At 60.0% G+C, this 24,545-nt stretch carries 18 protein-coding genes and 2 pseudogenes; 5 read left to right on the forward strand and 15 right to left on the reverse strand.

Translation table 11 applies throughout. The features are described from left to right. Positions 1 to 24 precede the first annotated feature (24 nt). The 4 genes from paoC to H7993_RS02485 all read right to left on the reverse strand — a co-directional run bounded on the left by paoC (position 25) and on the right by H7993_RS02485 (position 5,973). Positions 25 to 2,235, reverse strand: coding sequence for an aldehyde oxidoreductase molybdenum-binding subunit PaoC (gene paoC / locus H7993_RS02470; RefSeq protein WP_185793320.1), 2,211 nt, complete (start codon positions 2,233 to 2,235; stop codon positions 25 to 27). A gap of 15 nt (positions 2,236 to 2,250) precedes the next feature. Next, a complete protein-coding gene (locus H7993_RS02475) occupies positions 2,251 to 3,231 on the reverse strand; it encodes an FAD binding domain-containing protein (RefSeq protein WP_185793321.1) in 981 nt (326 codons plus the stop codon). Then, positions 3,228 to 3,896 (reverse strand): aldehyde dehydrogenase iron-sulfur subunit PaoA, encoded by a 669-nt coding sequence (gene paoA / locus H7993_RS02480; RefSeq protein WP_185793322.1) that lies wholly within the window; start codon positions 3,894 to 3,896, stop codon positions 3,228 to 3,230. The genes H7993_RS02475 and paoA overlap by 4 nt, the downstream gene beginning before the upstream one ends. Positions 3,897 to 4,810: 914 nt before the next feature. Continuing rightward, a protein-coding gene (locus H7993_RS02485; protein ID WP_185793323.1) for an IS3 family transposase occupies positions 4,811 to 5,973 on the reverse strand; the annotation gives its coding sequence in 2 pieces (ribosomal slippage) (positions 4,811 to 5,721 and positions 5,721 to 5,973; 1,164 coding nt in all). A 987-nt stretch (positions 5,974 to 6,960) separates the two neighbouring features. On the opposite strand from H7993_RS02485, the pseudogene H7993_RS20850 reads away from it, so the two are divergent. Next, a pseudogene (locus tag H7993_RS20850) lies at positions 6,961 to 7,647 on the forward strand (PAS domain-containing protein); the annotation flags it as partial. 102 nt (positions 7,648 to 7,749) lie between these two features. Continuing rightward, positions 7,750 to 8,217 (forward strand): annotated as a pseudogene (locus tag H7993_RS20855) (methyl-accepting chemotaxis protein); the annotation flags it as partial. A gap of 1,097 nt (positions 8,218 to 9,314) precedes the next feature. On the opposite strand, the gene H7993_RS02495 reads toward H7993_RS20855, so the two are convergent. Then, positions 9,315 to 11,810 carry a mechanosensitive ion channel family protein gene (locus H7993_RS02495; RefSeq protein WP_185793324.1) on the reverse strand — a complete coding sequence of 832 codons (2,496 nt, stop codon included), beginning with the start codon at positions 11,808 to 11,810 and terminating at the stop codon, positions 9,315 to 9,317. Between the two features lie 193 nt (positions 11,811 to 12,003). On the opposite strand from H7993_RS02495, the gene H7993_RS02500 reads away from it, so the two are divergent. Further along, positions 12,004 to 12,204, forward strand: coding sequence for an OprD family outer membrane porin (locus H7993_RS02500; protein ID WP_244646888.1), 201 nt, complete (start codon positions 12,004 to 12,006; stop codon positions 12,202 to 12,204). A gap of 40 nt (positions 12,205 to 12,244) precedes the next feature. On the opposite strand, the gene H7993_RS02505 is transcribed toward H7993_RS02500, so the two are convergent. The 10 genes from H7993_RS02505 to H7993_RS02550 all read right to left on the reverse strand — a co-directional run bounded on the left by H7993_RS02505 (position 12,245) and on the right by H7993_RS02550 (position 22,909). Then, positions 12,245 to 12,715: an Lrp/AsnC family transcriptional regulator gene (locus tag H7993_RS02505; RefSeq protein WP_122478066.1), complete on the reverse strand. Its 471-nt coding sequence runs from the start codon at positions 12,713 to 12,715 to the stop codon at positions 12,245 to 12,247. Between the two features lie 27 nt (positions 12,716 to 12,742). Next, positions 12,743 to 14,041, reverse strand: coding sequence for an NAD(P)/FAD-dependent oxidoreductase (locus H7993_RS02510; RefSeq protein ID WP_185793325.1), 1,299 nt, complete (start codon positions 14,039 to 14,041; stop codon positions 12,743 to 12,745). A gap of 66 nt (positions 14,042 to 14,107) precedes the next feature. After that, positions 14,108 to 14,947 (reverse strand): transporter substrate-binding domain-containing protein, encoded by an 840-nt coding sequence (locus tag H7993_RS02515; RefSeq protein WP_122715385.1) that lies wholly within the window; start codon positions 14,945 to 14,947, stop codon positions 14,108 to 14,110. Positions 14,948 to 15,044: 97 nt separating this feature from the next. Next, positions 15,045 to 15,815, reverse strand: coding sequence for an amino acid ABC transporter ATP-binding protein (locus tag H7993_RS02520; RefSeq protein ID WP_185793326.1), 771 nt, complete (start codon positions 15,813 to 15,815; stop codon positions 15,045 to 15,047). Between the two features lie 18 nt (positions 15,816 to 15,833). Further along, on the reverse strand, positions 15,834 to 16,799 hold the full coding sequence (locus H7993_RS02525; protein WP_185793327.1) for an amino acid ABC transporter permease: 966 nt from the start codon (positions 16,797 to 16,799) through the stop codon (positions 15,834 to 15,836). 183 nt (positions 16,800 to 16,982) lie between these two features. Beyond that, complete coding sequence (locus H7993_RS02530) at positions 16,983 to 18,032, reverse strand: AraC family transcriptional regulator (protein ID WP_342345027.1); 1,050 nt, start codon at positions 18,030 to 18,032, stop codon at positions 16,983 to 16,985. Positions 18,033 to 18,161: 129 nt separating this feature from the next. Continuing rightward, on the reverse strand, positions 18,162 to 19,349 hold the full coding sequence (locus tag H7993_RS02535) for an acetyl-CoA C-acyltransferase (RefSeq protein ID WP_185793328.1): 1,188 nt from the start codon (positions 19,347 to 19,349) through the stop codon (positions 18,162 to 18,164). A 32-nt stretch (positions 19,350 to 19,381) separates the two neighbouring features. Next, positions 19,382 to 20,143, reverse strand: coding sequence for an SDR family NAD(P)-dependent oxidoreductase (locus H7993_RS02540; RefSeq protein WP_185793329.1), 762 nt, complete (start codon positions 20,141 to 20,143; stop codon positions 19,382 to 19,384). A gap of 15 nt (positions 20,144 to 20,158) precedes the next feature. Further along, positions 20,159 to 21,799 carry an AMP-binding protein gene (locus H7993_RS02545; protein WP_185793330.1) on the reverse strand — a complete coding sequence of 547 codons (1,641 nt, stop codon included), beginning with the start codon at positions 21,797 to 21,799 and terminating at the stop codon, positions 20,159 to 20,161. A 129-nt stretch (positions 21,800 to 21,928) separates the two neighbouring features. Further along, the gene (locus tag H7993_RS02550; RefSeq protein WP_185793331.1) at positions 21,929 to 22,909 is read right to left on the reverse strand and encodes a DNA-binding protein; all 981 of its coding nucleotides are present in this window, start codon (positions 22,907 to 22,909) and stop codon (positions 21,929 to 21,931) included. 87 nt (positions 22,910 to 22,996) lie between these two features. Between H7993_RS02550 and H7993_RS02555 the strand changes: the two genes are divergently transcribed. Together H7993_RS02555 and H7993_RS02560 are read left to right on the forward strand one after the other, a co-directional pair. Continuing rightward, complete coding sequence (locus H7993_RS02555; RefSeq protein WP_185793332.1) at positions 22,997 to 24,076, forward strand: site-specific integrase; 1,080 nt, start codon at positions 22,997 to 22,999, stop codon at positions 24,074 to 24,076. 138 nt (positions 24,077 to 24,214) lie between these two features. Beyond that, positions 24,215 to 24,538 carry an RcnB family protein gene (locus H7993_RS02560; protein WP_163007563.1) on the forward strand — a complete coding sequence of 108 codons (324 nt, stop codon included), beginning with the start codon at positions 24,215 to 24,217 and terminating at the stop codon, positions 24,536 to 24,538. The last annotated feature ends 7 nt before the right edge of the window (positions 24,539 to 24,545 follow it).

The following is a 24,545-nucleotide window of genomic DNA, read 5'->3' on the forward strand; positions in this document are numbered from 1 at the left end:
GACTCCGATGGTAAAGCGTTAAGGTCAGCCGACTTCCGGCAAGTGGTCAATCAGCTTATCGAGCGTAATGGGATAGTCACGGACTCTAATGCCGGTCGCGTTATAGATAGCGTTGGCAATCGCCGCAGCGGCGCCAGAAATACCTAGCTCGCCGACGCCTTTAGCCTTCAACGGCGTGGCATAGGGATCAACCTCATCCAGGAAAATAACCTCCTGATGGGGGATGTCGGCATGTACCGGCACTTCATAGCTGGCCAGATCGTGATTAACAAAAAAACCTAGGCGATGATCCACGACCATTTCCTCCATGAGCGCAGCACCGGCGCCCATGGTCATTCCCCCGATGATCTGACTTCGTGCCGTTTTTGGATTGAGTATCCTGCCCGCTGCGCACACTGCCAGTTGACGACGAATACGGATCTCGCCAGTGGCAGCATTTACTCCAACCTCAACGAAATGGGCGCCAAAAGTTTGCTGAGCGTACTCCTTGGCGAGGTCGCCAAACTCCATGAAGTCTTCGGACACCAGCTCGCCGTCCTTTGTCGCAGTGGTCAATGGCAGACTTATCGACCCTTGACGAACGTGGCCAGCGACAAATTCGGTGAGGGTCGGATCAAGGCCCAGCTTCATCGAAACGGCTTCCCTGAGCTTCACACAAGCAGCGTAGACGCCTGCCGTAGATGAGGCAGCGCCCCATTGACCGCCCGAACCGGATGATTCCGGGAAGTGCGAGTCGCCCAAGTTTACGTTTACCTTGTCCATATCCACGCCCATCATTTCCGCAGCAGTCTGGGCAATAATCGTGTAAGAGCCGGTGCCGATGTCGGTCATGTCAGTTTCGACGGTGACTATGCCTTCGCGGTCAAGCCGGACTCGAGCAGCGGACTTTGTCGTAGGTGCACCTCGGATCGCGGAGGCCATTCCCAAGCCAACCCACCATCCGTCACGGAGTTCTTTGGCCGGATGGGTGTTACGTCGCGCCCAGCCGAAATGATCAGCCCCCTTATTCAGGCACTCTACTAACTGGCGTTGAGAGAACCGGCGATCCGGCTGCTCGGGATCTACTTGGGTGTCGTTGATAACACGAAATCTTACGGGATCCATCCCCAGTTTCTCTGCCATCTCGTCCATGGCAATCTCCAGAGCCATCATGCCCGGCGCTTCACCGGGCGCACGCATGGCGCTCCCTTCAGCAAGGTCGAGTTGGGCAAGATAGAGGCGGGTCATGCGGTTAGCACCCGCATACAATGTTCGGGTCGATGCGGTGGCGGCTTCAGTGCGCCCACCTCGCAGATTGCCCGACCAGCTCTCATGACCAACGGCAGTGAGCTTGCCGTCGGAGTTGGCACCGAGCCTGATTCTTTGAATCGTCGCAGGCCTATGGGTCAGGTTGTTGAACATAAGCGGTCGGGGAAGTGCGACCTTCACCGGGCGTCCAGCCTCTTTCGAGGCAAGAGATGCCAATACCGCGTCGCACAAGATAGTGCCTTTGCCGCCAAAGCCGCCGCCGATGTAGGGCGAAATGAGGTGAATGTTCCCTTTGGGAATCCCCAGTGTTTTAGCCAGGTCTCTGACGCCCCAATTCATCTGTTGGATCGACGTCCAAAGCGTCAGTTTGTCACCCTGCCATTGAGCAATGGTAGCGTGAGGTTCCATCATCGCGTGCGCATGATCCGGAGTGGTGTAATGGCCGTCGAGTGTCACTGCGGCCTGCGTAAATGCGCCTTCAAAATCCCCGATCTCAGTGTGTGGGGGAGGGCCAAACGCGCCCGCCGCTGGCGTAGTGGCAGACGCTCGCTGTGCTGAGAGGTCGTAGGCGCCAGTTTCTCTGACGTAGTAGACCCTCAGCAATGCCGAAGCCGCCCTGGCTTGTTCGAACGTCTCTGCCACGACGATTGCTACGGCTTGGTGATAGTGATCGACTTTCGGCCCGGCAAGTGCCCGATCAACGTAAAATATACCCCTGTCCAATTGACCTGCATTTTCGTGGGTGACGATGGCGATGACACCGCTGGCTTGCCGTGCCTCGCTTGAATCGATAGACGATATCCGACCTTTGCCGATTGCCGAGCCGACAACATAGCCGTAGGCGGGAGGGCTTAGTGCGGCTCGTTGTTCGTAAGCATAGGTGGCTGTGCCGGTCGTCTTCAGTTTGCCCTCAACACGATCCTTTGGCTGACCGATCACCTTCATCTGATCTATCGGGTTTGTGCTCGCGGGCGTATCAAACTTCATTAGGCATACTCCTGGTCAATCGACCGCAGCCGTGCGAGGCCGTTGTGAAGAAGACGAACTGGACAAAGCCAGACCGATCGTCCGTTCCGCCAGTTTGATTTTGAAAGCGTTTTGGGTAGTTGGATTAGTGCCAGCCAGCAAGTGTGTTGCTACGGCTTTAGCGCCGTCAGGCAGAAAAGCGTCGGCCGCTTCACTTCGCCAGGGCTTGTATGAGACACCCCCAAGGGCTAGTTGCCCCGTCCCATCGGGCAGCACGATCGCAGCGACTGAAACCAGCGCAAACGCATAAGACGCACGGTCACGAACCTTGTAGTAGATGTGCTCGCCGCCAACAGGCTTGGGCAAGGTCACAGCGGTAATCAGCTCGCCTGGCCCAAGGACGTTTTCGATATGAGGGGTGCTCCCTGGGGCACTGTAGAGGTGGTCGATCTCAATCGTTCTGACGTGACCGTCTGAATTGAGTGTTTCTACCTTGGCGCCCAATGCTCGCATCGCCACCGCCATGTCGCTGGGATGGCTGGCAATGCAGGCATCGCTGACACCTATGACCGCTTGTTGCCGACTGGCACCGCCCATTGCAGAGCAGCCAGTTCCCGGGCGACGCTTGTTGCAGGGCTGATTAGTGTCGTAGAAGTACGCACACCGGGTGCGCTGCAACAGATTGCCTGCCGTCGTGGCTTTGTTGCGCAATTGTCCTGACGCGCCGGCAAGCAGCGCCCTGGAGAGGACGGCATAGTCTCGACGCACCTGTGGCGCAGCCGCCAGATCAGTGTTGCGCACCATGGCGCCAATCCTTAGCCCGCCTTCGTTCGTCGCGGTGATTTTGTCGAGCGCCAATCCGTTTACATCAATCAGATGCTGCGGGGTCTCGATCTCCAGTTTCATCAGATCGAGCAAATTGGTACCACCGGCGATGAATCGGGCTCCCTCGTGGCTTACGCAAGCGTTAACCGCTTGCTGCATAGATGCGGCGCGTTCGTACGTGAAGGACTTCATGCCTCGCCTCCTGCTGATTCCTGGATGGCGTCGACGATGTTGGAGTACGCACCGCAACGGCAGATATTCCCACTCATGCGCTCCCGGATTTCGACGGCGCTGACTTGGCTCTTGGCAATCAGATCACCGCTGACGTGACTGGGTATGCCGGCTTTTATTTCTTCAAGCATCGCGACTGCCGAGCAGATCTGGCCAGGCGTGCAGTACCCGCACTGGTATCCGTCATGCTTGATGAACGCTGCTTGCAGTGGGTGCAGGTTGTCCGGGGTACCGAGGCCTTCAATGGTGGTGATGCTGTCGCCTTCGTGCATGACCGCAAGTGTCAGGCACGCGTTGATTCGTCGACCCTCAACGATCACCGTACAGGCGCCGCACTGGCCGTGGTCACAGCCTTTCTTGCTGCCCGTCAGATGCAGCCTTTCTCGAAGGGCGTCCAGAAGCGTGGTGCGGTTGTCGACATCCAGGGCAACTCGCCGCCCGTTGAGGGTAAACGTCACATGACTGACTGGCGGAGTTTGCGCTGTCGATTTGATATTGGCGGTCGCTTGGGCGTGATCGACCTTTGCCAAAACCGCAGTGACCGCAGTGCCTGCGGTGCCAATGAGCACTTGTCGGCGGGACATCTCTATTCCCGCTCCGGATGCGGTGGGATTTTCGGGGTTCATGAACGTCTCCGATCGCAATGTGTGTGGCATAAGCGGGTATCAGTTACTGATGACTTACCGGCGCACGTCTAATGTGAGGGCAATGACGGCACGCAGTGCCGTATTTTCATGACTAGAGCCTATGGCACTGCGTTCTAGCTGATAACTGCGATTTTAAGGATGAATCCATGAGTAGCGCTCAGTAATGTCCACAAAGGCCCGGAATTGGCGGGTATTAAGGTATCGGGGATTGAATACAGCTGCCGGCCGCGGCTTGACCACTCCTAACGGTTATCTGGTTTAATCAGGGACAATCGTGAGCGATGGCTGAGGCAAGGCTTCGCAGTCCTTCATAAGAGAAGTATAAATGCGAATATCAATCCTCAAGGCCATGTTTTTTTAGTGGTGTTTGGGTGGGATCAGCGGTTGCCGCACTACCTTCTGAGCAAATTGTGCGTATTGCGCAGCTTGTCATCGATCCTTCTCAACTGGCGGCTTGTCAAGTTGCCGTCAAAGAGGAAATGGCCGACTCCGTCCGTCTTGAACTGGGTGTGCTGACTCTCTACTCAGTTGCAGAAAAAGGACACCCGAATAGGCTCCATTTCTTTGCAATCTAATCGGATGGAGCGGCATATCAAAGCCATATTGCTTCACCGCATTTTCAAGAATACGTGAAAACGACTCAGTCGATGATCCTGTCTAAAGAGTTGATCGAGACCTTCCCGGTTCAACTCAGCATTCAGCCGGGTCGATGATAGATCTGTTCGAACTGACGGGTCATTAGGGAGTCGTGCGCAGAGCCAAGTTTTTTCAAATGGGGGAAATGTGATGAAGAGTTTAAGAGTGATGGCGCTTGCAGCAGCGGGTCTTGCGTTTGTCTCAATGAATAGTTTTCAGGTAATGGCGTCTGAGGCTTCGTACGCACATTGTAGTGGTCAACTGATCCCGGACACTGAATTGAGTTTTTCCTCAGCGACCGCAGGCGCTAGCCCTTCGTTGAACTGATGCGGTCGCCGCCAGTTGTATCGCTCCATCAGGAACCGGCCGATGTCCTGTTGCGCTAGCGCAGCGCTCATGTAGCCCACCGTCGGTATCCATTCAGTTTTCAGGCTGCGAAATAGCCGCTCCATCGGCGCGTTATCGTGGCAGTTGCCGCGCCGACTCATGCTCTGTGTGAAGCGGTATCGCCATAGTCTTTGGCGGAAACTCCTGCTGCCATACTGGCTGCCCTGATCGCTATGAAACATTACGTTTTGCGGCCTGCCACGCTGCTCGTAAGCCATGTCCAACGCCTTGATCACCAAGTCGGCGTCGGGCTTGGATGAGAACGCCCAACCCACAACACGGCGGGCACAAAGGTCGATGACAGCCGCCAGGTAGTGCCATCGACCCTCAGCCCAAACGTACGTAATGTCACCGCACCAGACCTTGTTCGGGGATGTAACGTTGAAGCCCCGATCAAGCACGTTCGGAATATCAGGCCGCTCCACAGTAGCCTTTTTGTAGGCATGTGAGCCCGGCTGTTTGCTGATCAAGTTCATCTCGCGCATCAACCTACGTACCTTGAATCGCCCGATCTGCATGCCGTCCTCTTTCATCATCAGCATGATGCTTCGGCTGCCCGCAGCGCTTCGGCTTTGCGTGAACAGCTCGTTCACGCGACTACGCAAAACCACCCGTTCGGCATCCGGATACCGACGTTTTCGGCAGTACGCGTAGTAGCAAGATCGGGTTACTTCAAATACCGAGCACAACAGATCAATCGGCTCTTGAGCCCGCAGTTGATCGATTAACGCGAACGCTCGTGTTCCTCGGCCATCAAGAGCGCGGTGGCCTTTTTTAAGATCGATTTTTCCCGTTCGAGCCGATTGATACGAGCTTCGAGTTCCTGGATTTTTTGCTGCTCAGGCGTCAGGGCTTTGCTGGTTGGAGTAACACCGCCACGTTCTTGCTGGAGCTGGTTCACCCAACGACGCAAGGCCGACTCAACCAGCCCAAGCGAACGGGCTGCTTCGGTATGGGTGTAGCCTTGGTCGAGCACCAGGCACGCCGCCTCGCGCTTGAACTCAGGGGTAAAGGTACGACGTTGCTTGGTCATCAGACACCTCTCTGTGGCGAGCATTCTCGCCTAAATGGGTGTCCGGTTTCATTAGACCACTACACATTGCAGCTCAATAAAGGTGCCGAAAGCTAAAGCAAATGTATTGATGTTCAAGTCAAAATTAAAGCTGTAGTGAGTATTTTCGGTAACTGCAGAGATTAAGCTTATATCGGCTAGCTATCAATTTCGATGCCCGCGAGACAGTAATTCTCGTCGAATACGATGTGATGGATGAAGAGCGCGCTTTGCGATGGCAGCGTTTAATTCGGGCGTAGAGTTCTGATAAACAGCGAGCACGATAAGAAAATGCTATCGGATGAGCTGAAGGCTGGAAGATATGGCATCACGCATGTTGTTCGGAGTAGGTACTCAAGAGGAGCCAGCTCGATTGGACGCAATCTACGAAGTACACTAAATGTTGTTTGAAACCAAGAAGCTATTAATAGTCAGTCGGGATTCGATGTGGTTGGAAAGGGCATGGCTGAGTGTTTTGGTACGGCATGGCGTACATGTCGGCGTAGTCGTAGATCTGACCTCTCTTGAACACATCGCAAGTCGCTATGGGATTCGTGACGTCCGATGGAATAAAGCAGTTCCAGTCACGTTAAGTTTTCAAGAACGTAGCGCACTGCAGCTGGATATCCAATATATGCTGAGCAAGGTGCCCAAACACTAGCACGTTGTCGATTCGAGATAGATTTCATATCACCACAAGGTGTGGCGAGGCTAGCCATTTCGCAAAATCTGTCGCGATTTCGTAGCCAATCGATAAATATGACTACCGGCTTATAACGCACCGTTCGTCTGACCAGGCGAGTAGTCGCTCCAGCTTTATTGTGTTAAGCCGATACCTTCACAACAACGAGTTTCCTATGAACCAAAAAGAGGCACGTTATGTTCGGACGTAAAGATAGAACTGAACTGGCAGCCATGAAGGCCGAAGTAGCGGAACTCAAAGGATTGATGGGCGCGTTGGAAAAGTCGATGGCTGTTGTCGAGCTGGAGCCAGACGGAAAAATTATCCGCGCTAACGATAAATTTCTCACCATTATGGGGTACCACGCAGAGGAACTGACGGGTAAAAAACATCGTGATTTCTGCGATTCGGAAATGCTAAGTAGCACTGAGTACGCAGACCTCTGGGCGTCTCTGCGTGCAGGTAAATTTATATCCGGCACTTTCGTGCGTATTGACAAGTCGGGCAGAAGCGTATGGCTCGAGGCAAGTTACAATCCTGTGACCGACGCCCAAGGCCGTGTTGTCAAAGTAGTCAAATACGCTTTGGATGTTACTCAAAAAGTCCTTCTGGAAAATGAAACCCGCAGCAAGCTCAACGCAGTGGATCGCGCCATGGCAATTTGTGAATTTGACCCATCCGGGCAGGTGTTGGTAGCCAATGGTAATTTTCTGCAAGTCATGAACTATTCGTTGGCAGATATTAGCGGCAAACATCATAGAGCTTTCTGTGAGCCATCTCTGGTCAACAGTGCCGAATACGCCGAGTTTTGGCGTAAGCTAAACCGAGGGGAATTTGTGGGCGGTCAGTTCAAAAGAATTGGCAAAAATGGCCACGTCGTTTGGTTAGAAGCGACCTACAATCCTGTTTTCGATACGGATGGCAAAGTCTATAAAGTTGTCAAATTCGCGAGCGACATTACGTCAAAGGTAGAGACGCAAGAAGCGGACGCGCATGGGGCTTCAAAAGCCTATCACATTTCAGCCGAGACCGAAAAGGTCGCTGAGCAGGGCACGCTTGTGATCCAGGAAACTGCGCGAGAGATGCGCCAGATTGCGGAAAACATTGGCTCTTCCGCTAGATTAGTAGGGCAACTGGGGGATCGCTCGGAGCAGATCACGGCGATCGTTAATACTATTCGCGGTATTGCTGATCAGACTAACCTTCTAGCGCTAAATGCTGCTATAGAAGCGGCTCGGGCGGGCGATCAAGGGCGGGGATTTGCAGTCGTGGCCGATGAGGTAAGGCAGCTCGCCGGACGTACTAGCGGCTCCACCAAGGAAATCGCAGAGATGATTGGCAAGATTCTCGCGGAGACACGTGAGGCAGTTGCGAGCATGAACGCCACTCAAGAGGGTGCCAACCGAGGCGTTACCCTAGCTGATCAAGCTGGGCAAGTGATTGTCCAGATCCGGGACGGTGCAAGTGATGCCGTGGAAGCGGTTAGCATGTTTGCCAACCGCATGGATGAGGCTGACTTTATTTCAAGGCACGGGAAAAAGTAGCTGGTTAAAGGTCAGTGTCGATTACGCAGCGGACAGCGATACCGTTAATCCCTAAGCGCATTCGCGTAGAAAGTGGAGCTCTCGCTTCGATGTATGCTTACGATTTGTACGCCAAAGCTGCTGCCGGTCGGCAACAGCTGGCGGTTGGCGCTAAGCCAGGATCAGGCGAAGTCCGCCGATGTGACGTTGGACAGTTGAATGCAGCTTAAGACAAACACGTAATTTAACATAATATACATTATGCGTAATGCCGCATCCTGCAATCTCCACAGCAGGGTTGGCTCTGCAAGCCAGGGATCGGCCTTTGCCATGAACCTGCCACACTTGCAGTCCAGCTACGCCCATTCCTTGGCTTGCGGAAACTACGTTCACTAGACGCTGGTGGTCTGAACCCTCCTGGTTGCCTAAAGGCTGGTTACCTGTGCAAGCGTTCTTGCCCACTTTCACAATACGTATCTGCAGATCAATCCACGCCTCGCGTGGTAATCAACCAGCTTGTCATGCGCGATCTGAAGCATCGCCTGTCCGCCAGGACATTCAGGCCTCCATACTACGCACCGTCTGTTCAGCTTCGTCCAACGATGGCCGCCAGGCTACAGGATGCGTTATCAGACACCTGAACCGGATGAGCCAAAGCCATGCGCAATCGCTCACAACACGAGCCCTATGCGTTGATCAGCCAGCTGCACGAACGCTGTGGAGTGTTCGTTCCATACAACACAAACAACCTTGACCAACAGTGCTGGTCAGGCCAGGGGGAATTTGACGCCGAGATACTGGGCGGTTTTCTGATTCTGTCGCTTGGATGGCTACCCGCCTGAATGCTAGCGGCTTGGCGTGGATCAGCCAGTCGGCGTTAGCGACATGAATAGACCCGACTCATAGTGTCACTGCGTGGAAAGCACCCTATCATGATGCTAAAATCGGCTAAAATACGCTAACTCTACTAAATAGTCATTTAGTTTAGTTAGTCCAGTGTGTTCTATCCGGCACTCAGAGAGTACTTACCTTCACCAGCGCACCGCCGCCGAGCAACGGACACAGCCCGCGCTGCACGTTCGTCCAGCGGACTCGGCATCCCTGCCCATTGTGGCCGTTCAAGACGATGAGGTTAGCGTGGTTTGTTTTCCCATCTCTAGCAGATTCACATCGACCCGCTTGCAGGGCACCGAGATTCCGGCCTGCTCAAGCGTGGCCAGCACACGGCTCAGTATCTCACCACGCAGCCTTGCCCAACTGCTCAGATCCTGAGTCCATGCACTGACCGTGAAGTTCAAGGCGCCCTCCCCGTACCCAACCAATACCACGACAGGGGCAGGCTGCTCGGCCAGACCTGGTATTTCTTCCAAGACAGCGTTCAATAAGGCGATCACTTTGCCAGGGTCTGCGCCGTAGGCCACGCCTATGGGGATTTCGATACGTCGACTTCTGTCGAACAGGGTCCAGTTGGTGAGGTTGCCATTGAGCAACAAGCCGTTGGGTACCACCACGTCGGCGCCATCCGATGTGCGCAGGATGGTCGCGCGCAAGCCTATCTCGCGCACGGTGCCTGAAGTCCCAGCAGCATCGACCAGATCGCCAGGTTGTATCGGCCGCTCGAACATCAATACCAGGCCAGAGACGAAATTGTTCACCACATTCTGCAGCCCGAACCCTATGCCCACGCCGAGCGCGCCGAATATGAGTGTCAGCTGACTGACTTTGAACCCAGCCGCTGAAAGTGCAACCAGCAAGCCTAGTAGCAGAACGCCGTAATAACTGAGCGACGCGATGCTGTTACCTACACCCCGCGGCAAGCTGCCATGGTTGGGCAGCTCGGCGCGGAGCAGACGCCTGACCGTGCGGGCCGCCCAGAAAGCGATCCAGGCCGAGAAAACGAACACCAGCAGATGGCCTATGTTTATCGACACCTCGCCGACATCGATCCCAAACTCCATGACTGCGTGAGTTGCGCTATAGAGCGGCCGCAAAACGCGAAAGCGATCCATACTGTAAAGAAGCCAGCCGATGACGGCGCCGAACATCAGCAGACGAGTGAAGCCCGATTGCAAGGCCTTTTCCTGATGCCGGACGAAGTTTCGATTGGCAATTTCCGGCTGTCCCAGCAACGCCTGGAACAGCCCCACGCAGGCGCCGATGCCTGCATAGAGCAACAGCGCCATGTAGCCACTGTCGGTTACGCCACTGGTCAGCGTCTCGGCCAAAGAGGTATTGCCTACGATGTTCGCGACTAGCGCTACAGACAATAGGGCTGCAGCGACCCATCCGACCGGACGCATGATTCGCTGCAGCCGATTGTCAGGACGCTTGAGGGCAGGCATCGCGCGGCACAGTAGCCAGAGGGTCAGTACCAGGGCCAGGCTGTTCATCGCCAGAAGGTAGAGCCGGTAAATCCCGCCATTGTCGACTGCCAGGATACCGAGGCGATCCAGCCCATACATGGCAATTGCAATGTAGGGCCACACGCCAAGTGCACGTAACGCTCCACTGGGTAGCAAACGCAGTACAGGTACCAGCGCCACCAGCAGAGCGACCTCCTGGACCAGGAGCGGAGCATCCGGCTCCAGCACCAGTACGGCCAGCATGCACAGCAGCAGCCAGGCCGAGAAAGGACGGCGCAGGGCACGCGTCGGTTTTTCCGGTTCTGCCTGTTGCTGTCTTGTGCGTCGGCTGCGCACCACCAACCATAGAATCAGGGGTAGCAGCAATAGTTGAATCAACGTGAGCGCCAGCTGGTTACGGGTGCCTGCCGAATTGTAGTCGCGAGCGAACTGCCCTTCTATCTCGAGTCCCCGCCACATGGCGTCCCAGGTCGACGCTTGATCCATGCTCGACCCAAGGCCCTGCCAAAGCGGGGCCACATCGATACGGAGCAACCGACGGTCAAGGTCATCCAGCGCCGAAGCTACCTCTCGAGTCCCTGCTTCGATACTGGCATTAAGCTCGCTTGCGCGCTGCATCAGCGCAAACTGCCGGGCAAGCTCCCCGCCCAGGGCTGTTTGGCTCGCATCAATCTGTGCCAGCATGCTGTCGATGCGCGCGGACACAACCACAGGTAGCCCGTCGAGCACGCTCGCCTCTTGCGTCGAGGCCCACACGGCGCGGCGCTGAGCCAACTGCAGGGCGCTGTCGGAGTAAGGGCTGAACGCTCTGCGCGCTTGCGCGTTCCACCGTTCCAGGCGGCGGACGTCGAACTCCCAGTGCCTGGCCAGGCTTTGGATGCGCATGGCTGGCAACTCACCGAACACGACGCTATGGGCCGTCTGCTGCTTCGCCGTGACCGGAAATGCAATGTTGTCGAGCTGGGCGCCCAAGTAATCGACTGGATCCGGCGCGGCGAGTAGTCGCTTTACACTGTCCACGCGTTGTTGATCTTCGTCGGCCCGTTCAAGAATGTCCGTCAGCGCGATGGGCAGAGCATTCGTAGGGGCCAGGTTAGGCGTTGTAGATCCACTTCGTGGATTATCGGCGTTGGCAAACCCTGCAAAGCCTAGAAATGCCAGCATTGCCCAGCAGCCAAGGGCGTTATACAGCGCTGAGGTGAGCATCATGCGCATTGATTGACACGTCCGGATGGTGGATTTCTCGGGCATGTATCGCACCAATACCGAGGTTGATTTCGTCAATCACTATCATAGACGACGCTGCAAAGCGAAGATTAAGGTCGCACAGGCCGTGGTCGAGTAGAACCAGACGCGTTTCCCCAACGATCCCTGCTCTCATCTCGCGCGCCACCGCGGCGGTGAAGCTCAAACTATCAAAGACAGTACTCAACTCGCACGTTACCTGCGCGGCGACAACATCACCCTCGCCAACGGCGCGAGCGGTCAAAGTGAATGGGAGCGCGACCTGGAGGCGGCTTACACAGTGCAAAGCGGTCCGCTGAAAGACCTTAGCTTCCGGGTGCGACAGGCCACCTACCGCAACTCGTTCAGCGGCGACCTTGACGACGTCAGGTTCATCACCCAATACCCGATCAACCTCTAGGTACCCTGCCCGGTGAATCATTCACCGGGCATCCACTTTCCTACACGCTCAGCTTCCGACTGAACTTGGTCTCCATCACGATGTGCGACGCCGTGTGCGCCACGCCCTTGATCATGTTGATCCGGGTCAGCTCGGCGTTGAGTTCGCCCAGTGTCCCGGTGGCCAGGTGAATGATGAAGTCCGACTCCCCGGACACCGCGTACACGGCCTGCACTGCCTCGATCTTGCGCAAGGTGGTCATGACGTCGGTGTAGCTCTTGTTGGTGCAGGAGGTCATGGTGAAGCAGTTGATGGTGGGCTGTATCCGGTCGTGGTCGATGCGCACGCTGTAGCCGGTGATGACGCCGGCCTTCTCCAGCCGCTGGATACGCTCCTGCACCGAGGAGCGCGACACTCCGAGCTTGCGCGCCAGTGAAGCGGTCGGCTCGCGGGCGTTGGCTTGCAGCAACGCCAGCAGTTGCCGGTCGTTCTCGGTGAGGTTGAACAATGTGCCGGGTGGGTGTGCGTCCATGCCGTGTCGACCTTGCCTGTAAAAGTGTTAGCGCGGCCCTGCGCCGGCGTTTCGTTCCTGGAACTTGTCCATGATCTTCAACCCGGTATACACCAATTGCGCCGCCGGGGGGCCGAATGGGCCCCCGTTCCACTGCAGCCCGTAGCGGTCGAACAAGCGGTAGCGGTCCGATTCGCCGCAGATGGCCTCGGCAATCACCCTTCCCCCGGCCGGCGCGGTGTTCATGCCGTGCCCGCCGAACGATGCGCAGGACCACAGTCCGGGGCCCAAAGGGCCGATGTGGGGCATTTTGTGCCTCGCGTAGCCCATCAGTCCAGACCAGGCCTTGTCGATTTTCAAGCCTTGCAGCTGTGGATAGACATCGAGGATATCGGCGCTGAGCAGTTGCGCCAGACGCTGCTCGTCTTGCAGGTTGTGGGTGGTGATGTGGCCACCCCACAGCAGCCGATCGCCATCCACGATACGGTAGTAATCCGAGGCTCGCCGAGAATCGCCGACGGCTTCAGTGGTACGTACTGCCTGCTGCAGGCGTGCGCCCAGCCGTTCGGTGAGCACTACGTAGGTGGCGATGGGCAGGAAGGCACGGTGCAACTTGCCGAATTCCGGGCCGCCGTAGCCGCCGCAGCAGTACACCACATCCACGCAATCGACGCTGCCGTGGGCCGTTGACACCTGGGAGCGCCCAGCTCGGCTGTCGACCTGGAGCATGGCGCACTGCTCATGGATCACGCCCCCTTTTTGCTCGATCAGATCGGCCAGGCCCAGGCAATAGTTCAGTGGGTGGAAATGGAAACCATGGGTGTCGCGCAGCCCCTGGTGGTAGCGATCGGTATCAAGCAGGGTGCGCAGGGTGTCGCGGTCGAGGTAATCCAGGGTGAAGCCGAAATCGCGGTCCATGCGCTCGCTGAATCGCTGGAGGCTATCCGCGTTGTCGAAGCGGCTGACGCTCAGCTTGCCCCGGCTGGGTGCGCAACCCGGCAGTGAATGCCGCTCAATGGTCTCGCGCACGCTGTCCACGCCTTCCAGGGACAGCTTGAACAGGTCGGCAGCCGTGTCCTTGCCGCAGCGCTGCTCGATGGCCGAGAGGCCTTCGGACCAGCCTTGCAAGACGAACCCGCCGTTGCGCCCGGAAGCGCCCCAGGCCACCCTCGCCGCCTCCAGCACCACCACGGACTTGCCGCGCGACACCAACTCCCAGGCGGTGCTCAGCCCTGCCAGGCCGCCGCCGACGATGCACACATCGACGCAGACCTTGCCGGCGAGCGGCGGCCGCACGGGTGCCTCGCGCATGGTCGCGGTGTAATAGTTGTCGATATAGCTGAACATGAGGTCCGTCATCCTTCATCGGGCGGGTGCGTGCCGAGTGCTCCCGGCACACGGCACGCCGGCAGGTCACTGCACCTTGGTGAGGTCGGCGCCGTACCATTTTTCGGAAAGCTGCTTGAGAGTGCCGTCGGCTTTCATCTCATCGACGATCTTGGTCAGCGCACCGTTGAAGGCGTCGTCGCCCTTGTCGACGGCGATGGCCAGCGGTTCGTAATAGGCCGGCTTGCCCTCGACCTGGACGATCGGGTAGCCATTCTTGATGGCGGCACTGATGGTCGGCAGTGCGGACAAGGTAGCGTTGAGGCGCACCCCGTTGCCCATGCGCAGGTCGTCCAGCGGTCCCATGCTGTCGCCGTAGGTTTTTACCTCGCCAGGCTCGACGTCGTAGGTGAAGGACGGCACGTCGGCCGCATCGATGGTCAGCCGGCGGTTGATGTAGTCCTCGGACGTGGTGCCGGCCTCGACGCCGATGATCTTGCCATTGAGGTCGGCGGTCTTGGTACCCGCGGCGGCCTTGTGCACGGCGAACACGTACGGCGTGTAGTAGTAGACCGCGGGGAAGTCGAGCACCCTGCCCCGCTCACGGGTCGGCGTCATCGAACCGACCGAAATGTCCCAGCGGTTCGACCAGCGCCCGGCGGTGATGATGCCGTACTCGGGCGTGACGAACGCCACCTTGCTGCCCAGGCGCTTGCCGATCTCGGTGGCCACGTCGATATCGAAGCCCTGCAGGGCATTGTCCGGCCCCAGGAACGATTGCGGTGGCCAGTTGGCCGCCGTGGCCACTTTCATGACCTTGGTCGAGTTGATGCGGTCCAGGGTGGTGCCTGCCCAGGCAACCCCGGCTCCGGCCGTGAAGACGCCGGCCAGTGCGGCGGCGGTGAACAAGCGGGTCAGCGACGTCATGGTGAACCTCCAGAGAGCAGCGGTACGCGGTTATCGTTCTTGTGGCGTGTGCAGCATGGGTGAATCCGTGACCGGTTCCGGCGCGCAGCTCGCGCGCTCAGTGGCTGAGAATCTGCGAAAGGAACTCGCGCGCACGTTCGTGTCTTGGGTTATCGAAGAAATCCTGCGGTTTGGCCTCTTCGATGATGCACCCCTGGTCCATGAAGATGATCCGGTCGGCCACGCGGCGTGCGAAGCCCATTTCATGGGTCACGCAGAGCATGGTGATGCCGTCCTCGGCCAGCTCGCCCATTACGTCGAGCACCTCCTTGACCATCTCGGGGTCGAGCGCCGAGGTGGGCTCGTCGAAGAGCATGATGCGCGGGCGCATGCACAGCGCCCGGGCAATGGCCACGCGCTGTTGCTGGCCACCGGACAACTGGCCCGGGTATTTGTCGGCCTGGTTGCCGATGCGCACCCGTTCCAGGTATTCATGGGCCAGGGCACGGGCGTCGGCATCGCTCAGCCGGCTGACCAGCCGCGGCCCCAGCATCAGGTTGTCGAGCACGGTCAGGTGCGGAAACAGGTTGAATTGCTGAAAGACCATGCCGACCTGGCGGCGTATGCCGGCCACGCAGGCGGCACTGCGAGTGAGCGGGGTCTCGCCGATGATCACCTCGCCCTGCTGGAAGTCTTCCAGCAGGTTCAGGCAGCGGATCAGCGTCGACTTGCCCGAGCCCGAGGGCCCGCAGATGACCACGATCTCGCCGCTGGCAATATGCAGGTCGATATCCTTGAGCACGTGGAACTCGCCATACCATTTGTTCAGCTTGCGCACACGAACACCGGCTTGCTGGGGAAGATCGTGGGCAACGTTCGATCGATTCATCTCAAGCTCCTGGACGGCTCAGCGGTGGGCACGGTTGAAGTGTTTTTCCAGGCGGGCCTGGACCGTTTCCAGAACGATCGACAGCAACCAGTACAGCACCGCGGCGGTGATCAGCATCTCCAGATGGCGAAACTCCGCGCGGCCCTGGGTGCGTGCCAGAAACATCAACTCCCAGACGCCGATCACCGACACCAGCGAGCTGTCCTTGAGCATGGAGATGAACTGGTTGCCGGTGGGCGGGATGATCAGGCGCATGGACTGCGGCAGAATCACCCGCAACATGGTTTGCAGTGGCGACAGGCCAATGGCCCTGGACGCCTCCCATTGCCCGCGCGGAATGCTGCTGATGCCGGCGCGGAAGATTTCGGTCATGTACGCGCCGTAGCACAGCGACAGCGCCAGGATGCCGGCCGGCACGGCACCGACTACATAGCCCAGTTGCGGGATGCCCAGGTAGATGAGGTAGATCTGGATCAGCAGCGGCACCCCACGGAAGAACGAGGTGTAGAAGCTGGCGATCGCGATGGCGAAACCGTTGGACGACAGGCGCGCGGTGGCGCCCAGCAAAGCGAGTACGAACGCGATGGCAATGGAAATTGCAGACACGTAAACCGTCGTGAATACCCCTTGGGTAATCATGAAACCGACTTTGGTGGCGATGAACGCGTAGGAAAGGTCGAAGGTGTCGAAGAACAGCAGGAACATCAGCAACAGCTCGCACCACACCGTGATGATCTGCGCCCGCAAGGGGAACCGTCCCAACACGAACAGGTTCAGCACCAGCGTCAGGGTGAAGGTGACTGCCACGGCCAGGTCACGGGCCAGCGGTGCGTGCAGGTCCTGCAGGATCGGCGCCATCAGGCGGCCGAGGCCGCTCTCGCCGAGGCCGGCGAACAGCGTGACGGCGAAGGTGACGGCAGCCACGGTACCCATGAACGTCAGGTTGTCGGTGGCGCGGGGCTTGACGATGTGGTCCTTGAACATGGCATGGACACCTTTGTTGTTGTGTTTTCATTATGGGCGCGCAAAACGCTGGCGAGCACCCTGCGCTTTGCATTGATTCGATGGTGGATCCGGCAGATTTGGCGGGCAGGCCCTGACAAACGCAGTAAAGCGCGAACGATTCGCCGCTACGGTGGCGTTTTCCACGTCACTGGTACGGCCTGGCTAGGCGCCGTCTGGGCCAATCCCATCGAGGATGAGGCTGCGATAGTGGCCGGGGCTTGCGCCGGTCCACTTGCGAAACGCTTTGTAGAAGGAACTGGCGTCGGCGAAGCCCAGGCGCTCGGCGATGTCTTCGAAGGTCGCTTGCGGCTCGGCCAGCCAGAGCACTGCGCGTTCCCGGCGCACGCTGTCCTTGAGCGCCTGGTAGCCAGCGCCCTCCTCGGCCAGGCGCCGACGCAGCGTGGCCACCGAAGCACCGCACTGGCTGGCCATGGTCTCGATGGCGGGAAACTCTGCGGCCGGCAGATTGCGCAGCCTCTGGCGTATGCGCCAGCCGAGGCTGTCCGGATCGCGGTAGCGCACCAGGATGTTGGCCGGGGCACGGGCAAGAAAACGCCTCAACTCGGTCGCACTGCGCCGCACGGGAATGTCCAGGTGCTCGGCGGCGAAGATGAGCCGGGTGCGGGGTCGTTCGAAGCGCAGGTTGGGCGAGAACATCACCTGATAATCGCCTACGTAGCGAGGCGCCGGCCCGCGCAGTTCCATGGCCAGAATCGGAATGCGCCGTCCCGCCAGCCAGCAGGCGATGCCATGCACGATCATCCAATAGGTGAAGCAGGAAAACGCCCGTTTGGGTTCAGCGCTGTGCTCGTGGATGACGATCTCGGCCAGCGACTGCTGGGTCGCCAGACGCCCGTCGTAGGCGGCCAGCATCAGTGCGAGGAACTCCAGGGCGCGCTGCAGCGCGGCGCCTACCGTGGGCTGATGCATGCAGGCTCGGCACAGAAACGCGAAGCTGCCGCGCCGCAAGGGCCGCGCGTCCATGCCGAAGAATTCGTCGTCGAGCGCCCTGGCCAGTTGTCGCCAGAGTCGGGCGTAGCTGTGCACCGGGATCCGAGCCTGGTCATTGCCCAGCAGCATGGGGTCGATACCCGCCGATTGCAGCAAAGGCTGCAGAGGCAGATGACAGTCACGCGCGGCTTCACGCACCAGGTGAATCGAGATCGTATCGCGCAGCGATGGAGCGTCGAGCGGGTTTCGGGTCAGGTTCACTCATCCTCGCTAACCGCTTCTGGGCGAAACGGACCGAACGGCCTGTAGGGCACTCATTGCCCTACCCTTGCGGCCGTCAGTTCTAATCCATCCGTTGGCGCCGAGCAAGCACCCTGACCAAAGACCTGCCTAGTAGACGCATTCGACGGCAATGGCCGTTGCTTCACCGCCGCCAATACAGATCGCGGCGATGCCGCGCCGCAGGTTGCGCTGGCGCAGTGCCGCCAGCAGCGTGACGACGATACGGGCACCCGATGCACCGATGGGGTGACCGAGTGCGCAGGCGCCGCCATTGACGTTGACCTTGTGCGCCGGCAGTTCCAAGGCCTGCATGGCGGCCAGGGTGACCACGGCGAAGGCCTCGTTGATCTCGAACAGGTCGACCTCGTGCAACGCCCACCCGGTGCTGTCCACCAGCTTGCGGATGGCGCCGATGGGCGCGACCGGAAACAGGTGCGGGGCGTCGGCGAAGGCGGCGTGCCCGTGGATGATCGCCAGCGGTTCGAGGCCACGTGCCTGCGCCTGGCTGCGACGCATCAGCACCAGCGCGGCGGCGCCATCGGAAATGGAGCTGGAATTGGCCGCGGTTACCGTGCCGCCCTCGCGAAACGCAGGCCTGAGCGAGGCAATCTTCTCCGGATTAGCCTTGGGCGGTTGTTCGTCGTCGCTGATCAGCAGCGGCTGTTTGTTGCGCATCACCTGCACCGGCACGATCTGCGATGCGAAGCTGCCATCGGCGATGGCCTGGCGCGCGCGGGTCAACGACGCCAGGGCGAATTCATCCTGCACCTGACGACTGAAACCGTGGGCCTGGGCGCAGTCTTCGGCGAAGGTGCCCATCAGTCGTCCGGGTTCGTAGGCGTCTTCCAGGCCATCGAGGAACATGTGGTCGAGTACCCGGCCATGCCCCATGCGATAGCCGTCGCGCGCGCGGTCCAGCAGATATGGCGCGTTGGACATGCTTTCCATGCCACCGGCCACGACCACGCGGGCACTGCCTGCCAACAATGCGTCATGCCCCATGATCATGGCCTGCATGCCCGACCCACACATCTTGTTCAAGGTGGTGCAGGTGGTAGCGTGGGACAGCCCGGCACCGAGTGCCGCCTGCCGCGCCGGTGCCTGGCCGAGCCCTGCCGGCAGCACACAGCCGAACAGCACCTGGTCGACGGCACTGGCATCGACACCGGCACGCTCGACGGCGGCGGCGATGGCGGCGGCGCCCAGTTGCGGTGCGGTCAGGCTGCGCAAATCGCCCTGGAACCCGCCCATGGGCGTGCGTACGGCACTGACGATGACGATCGGATCTTCATGCATGGGTGTTCTCCCTTGATCTGCCCTGCCCCGGTTCACTTGGCGGCCATGCGCAGCGCGCCGTCGAGACGGATCACCTCGCCGTTGAGCATGCTGTTTTCTATGATGTGGCACACCAGTGCCGCGTATTCGTCCGGCTTGCCCAGGCGCGGCGGAAACGGCACGTCGGCGCTCAGCGCGGCGCGCACGTCGTCGCTCATGCCGGCCATCATCGGCGTCTCGAAAATGCCTGGCGCGATGGTCATCACGCGAATGCCATAGCGGGCCAGCTCGCGCGCCGCCGGCAAGGTCATGCTCGCCACCGCGCCTTTGGAAGCGGCATAGGCTGCCTGGCCGACCTGTCCATCGAAGGCAGCCACCGAGGCGGTGTTGATGATCACCCCGCGTTCGCCCTCGGCGCTTGCAGTGCTCTTGGCAATGGCCCCGGCGGCCAGGCGCAGCAGGTTGAAGGTACCGATCAGATTGATGTTGATGATGCGACTGAAGCTCTCCAGCGAATGGGCGCCCTGCTTGCCGAGGATCTTCTCGCCGGCGACCACGCCGGCGCAATTGACCAGCCCGTGCAGTTCGCCAAAGCTGTGCAGGGCCATGTCCACGGCCGCCTGGGCGGCGTCGGCCTGGGTGATGTCGGCCACTGCAAAGGCCGCCTCCAGCTCGCTCGCCTGGGCCTGCAGCGCCTCGGCGTTGAGGTCCACCAGCAGCAAACGGGCGCCAGCCCGGGCAAGCATCCGCGCGGTGGCGGCGCCCAGGCCGGAGGCGGCGCCGCTAACCATGAAAACCTTGTCTTGAATGTGCATGAAGCTGTCTCCCTGTCAGGCGCTGGGCGCCTGCTGCTTGGCGATTTCCTGGTTGCGCAGGATGAAGCGCTGCAATTTGCCACTCGGCGTTTTCGGCAGCTGCTCGACGAATTCGATTTCCCGCGGATAGGCATGGGCCGCCAGCCGCTGGCGGACGTGCAGGCGCAGGGTCTCGGCCAACTCGGGGCCGGCTTCGAAACCCGCCTGCAACACCACGAACGCCTTGATCACTTCGGTACGCTCGGCATCCGGTTTGCCGACGACGGCGGCCTCGACCACGGCAGGGTGTTCGATCAACGCGCTTTCCACGTCGAACGGCCCTACCCGATAGCCTGAAGTGGTGATGACATCGTCATTGCGGCCAACGAAACTGATGCTGCCGTCCGCATTGAGCTCTACCGTGTCACCGCTCAGGTAATACTTGCCTTTGAACGCCTTGGTCGGCATGCCCAGGTAGCCGCCGAACCAGCACAGCGGCGAGCGTTCGCGATCCACGGCGAGCACGCCCGGTTGTCCGGCTTCCAGCTCCTGCAACCGAGCGTCGAGCACCACGATGCGATGGCCGGGCACGGCAAAGCCGGCAGAGCCCTCGCGAACGGGATGGTCGAGACCGTGATGGTTGCACAGGACCATGCCCAGCTCGGTCTGGCCATAGTGGTCATGGACCACCACACCCAGCTGCTCGGCGAACCAGCGGATCACCTGCGGATTGAGCGGCTCGCCGGCACTGCTGGCGATGCGCAGACGGCCGCGCACACCGGCGGCGAAACGTTCGCCGGCCGCAATCAGCATGCGGTACGCGGTGGGCGACCCGGCGAGGTTGGTGATCGCGTACTTGTCGATCACCCGGCAGGTGCTGTCCACGGTGAAGCCGCCGTCGTAGAACAGCGTGGCATGCCCCAAAGCCAGCGGACCGGCGACCGCATAGTAAAGCCCGTAGGCCCAGCCCGGATCGGCCAGGTTCCAGAAGCGATCTTCGGCGCGCAATTGCACGGCGTCGCGCAGGTAACCCTTGAAGGCCAGCAGCGCCCGCAGCGGCACTTCCAGGGGTTTGGCCGGGCCGGTGGTACCCGAGGTGCACATCAGCATGAACGGCGCGTTGCCATCGAGCAGCGTCGGCGGGCACTCCTCGCTCTGCTGCTTGAGGGCGGTCCAGAAATCCTGTTCATCCGCAGTTGGCGAAGCGCAGCCCACGGTCAACACACTGGGACGGCATTCGACCTCATCGAGCTTGGGCCGATTGTGCAGGTCGGTGACGACCCAGCGCGCCTGCGAGCACTGCAGGCGCTGTTCGATGGCCTTGGGGCCGAAGGCGGTGAACAAGGGCTGGTAGACGGCGCCGATGCGCCAGGTACCCAGGATGGCGATCAGCAATTCGACGGTGCGAGGCATCAGCCCGGCAATGCGATCCCCGGGCTTGACGCCCTGGTTGCGCAGAAAGTTGCCAAACTGCGCTGCATGGGCCTGCAGTTGTTTGAAGGTGTACTGCGTGGCAACGCCGTGCTGCGACTCGCAGTACAGGGCAACCGCCTGCTGGCCGAGGTGGCGATCGCAGCATTCCACGCAAGCGTTGAGCTGATCGAGGGTGCCGTGCAGATCCTGCGCGGCGGTGTCCAGGTAATCGAAAGCCTGGGCGGTACTGGAATAATCGCGCATCACATGTCCCTGCTTGTTGTTATGGGATCTTGTTGATCTGGGCTCGTTGCGACCTCAAGGGCACCGCTCGATAGTGATCCGCGGACGGCTTCGCGACAATGTTGTCAGCGCTCAGGCTGAGTGAGCGGTTTAGCCACCAGGGGCCGGATTAGGTTTCCTGACTCTGCTGCGCCTTGGCTTGAGCGCGTGTTGCTGAATCAGCTGTCGTTCCAGGGTGTCGGCGCGCGCTTGCTGCGCGATGGCGGCCTGCAAAGCCGCCTCCTGCGCCTCGCGGGCACTTCGCAGCTGGGTTTCGAGCTGCTGCAGCGCGTGTTGCCCCTGCTCGGCGGCCAGCGCCGACCGTGCTTCTCTGGCGGCTGCCTGAAGTTGCGCGTCACCGAGCGCGCTGCGGGTTTCCTCCAGACGCTTTTGCAAGGCTTCGAGCTGTTTCTGTTGCTCGCGAGCTTCGAGCTGGCGCGCTTTCAGGTCTTCACGGACGCGGTCCACCTCACGGTGCGAGCGCTCCTCGACGCCGCGCACGTAGGCCTCCTGGGCCAGGCGATTGTGCTCGGCCTGCTGCCGCTGATCGCGCAAGGCCTGTTGCAAGGCCGCAACATCGGCTTGCAGCTCGCTTCGCGCGCCTTGCAGTTCGACACGCTGCTGCTGCAAGTCTTCGATCTGCACCTGACGCTGCGCCAACAGCTTGTCCAGGTCGGCCAGCCGGGTTGCGGCGTTTTCCCGGGCCGTTTCAGCCTCGCTCACTTGCCGCCGGGCCAGTGCGATATCGCGGCGGGCCTGTTCTTCCACCCCTGCAACCCGCTCGTATTCGGCCGCCAATACTTCGCGCTGGGCCGCGACCGAGTGTTCGACCACCCCTTGGGCGAGCACGCTTGCCTGTTGCCAGACGGCCACGAATGCCTGCGCCACCTCGGCAGGCAGCCCCGGCAGGCGGGTCTCGCCCCGCAGCCGTTGCGCCAGTTGCTCCCACCACTGATCGAGCAAGGCGCCTACTCGCGCCGGGCTACCCCGGCCCAGCTCGAGGCGCACGCGCTCGACTGTCGGCCGCTCGCCGCGGGCCAGCACGGCGTCCGCTGCGGCAAATACGTCGGTTTCCGGTACGCCCACTGCCATGCCACACACTCCACAGGATTAGGTATGATAATAAAAGATTATCCGACTCTAAATAACATTATTCTAGAATATAATACGTTGAACGTAATGGAAAATACATTTGATGTTGCGCTAATCGAAACCCAGCCCCTGGATCTGCACTTTCTGGCAGAAAACACTGCACACGCGGCTCAAGCGTTCATCGCAGCAGGAACCGCTGCCAACACGGTCCGCAGCTATCGCAGCGCACTGAGCTATTGGTCGGCGTGGTTGAAGTTGCGCTATGGACAGGTGTTGGGAGATGCGCCGTTGCCTGCGGCCGTGGCGATTCAGTTTGTCCTCGATCATCTGGCGCGACCCGTCGAGGACTGCAGCTGGAGTCACCTGCTGCCGGTTGCCATCGACCACGCACTGGTCGATGGCCGGGCCAAGTCCCGCCTGGGCCCGCTGGCCTATAGCACCGTTCAGCATCGGCTGGCGGTGCTGGGCAAGTGGCACCGGGTCAAGGGCTGGGATAGCCCGACCGATATGCCTGCGCTGAAAACGCTGCTGCGCAGCGCGCAGAAGGCCCAGGTACGTCAGGGCGTGACCGTGCGCAAGAAAACCGCCATGGCCCTGGAGCCCCTGCAGGCCATGCTGGCCACCTGCACGGACGGCGTGCGCGGCATACGTGACCGCGCCCTGCTCCTGCTGGCCTGGAGTGGCGGCGGCAGACGCCGCTCCGAAGTGGTCGCGCTGCAGGTGGGCGATGTGCGTCGGCTGGATGTAGACACCTGGGTCTATAGCCTGGGCGCTACCAAGACCGATACCGCCGGCGCACGACGCGAGAAACCGTTGCGCGGCCCTGCCGCCCATGCGCTGGCCGCGTGGCTGGCCGCCGCGCCGGTGACTACCGGCCCGCTGTTCCGACGTCTGTACCGTGGCGACAAGGTGGCCAGCCAAGGGCTTGGCGGCGACCAGGTGGCCCGCATCGTCAAGCGACGGGCCCAACTCGCAGGCCTGGAGGGGGATTGGGCTGCACACAGCTTGCGCTCGGGCTTCGTCACCGAGGCCGGTCGCCAGGGCGTGCCGTTGGGGGACGTGATGGCGATGACCGAGCACCGCAGCGTGGCGACGGTGATGGGTTACTTCCAGGCCGGGTCGCTGCTGGGGAGCAAGGCAGCGGACCTGATCAAGGGCGACGACTAGCTCCAGGCCAAGACAAGGATGTCGCAACCGGATGTTGAAACTTCTGCGGAAACATCGGCTCCGGCGCCGGTCAATAGCATGTCAACGCTGACATTTTGGCTGAACCAGAGCCTTATTCGACCATCAAGGATAATTATCATGACCACTTCCAAGCTGCTGCCCCGCCTCGCTCTTGCTGCCCTGTGCGCGCTGAGTGTGCCTGCCTTCGCAGCCCAGACCGACACCAAGGAAGAAAGCGTGACCCTGGATCGTCCGGGCAATGGCATGCACGAAATCAAGGAAGGCGACAAGGTGCCGGATTCCTACAAGCGCAAGGAACTGGCGATCGACCCGGCCAAGCACGGCCTGGCGCAGCCTGAAGAGAATGAACAGTGGGTCGAGATCAAGGACAAGTACGTACGCGTGAACATCCCGAACGGCACCATCGTGGAAATGATCGACAAGTCTTCGGTCAAGAAGTGAGATTTGC

The sequence above is a fragment of the Pseudomonas baltica genome (genome assembly GCF_014235765.1).
Taxonomy (GTDB): Bacteria; Pseudomonadota; Gammaproteobacteria; order Pseudomonadales; family Pseudomonadaceae; genus Aquipseudomonas; species Aquipseudomonas baltica.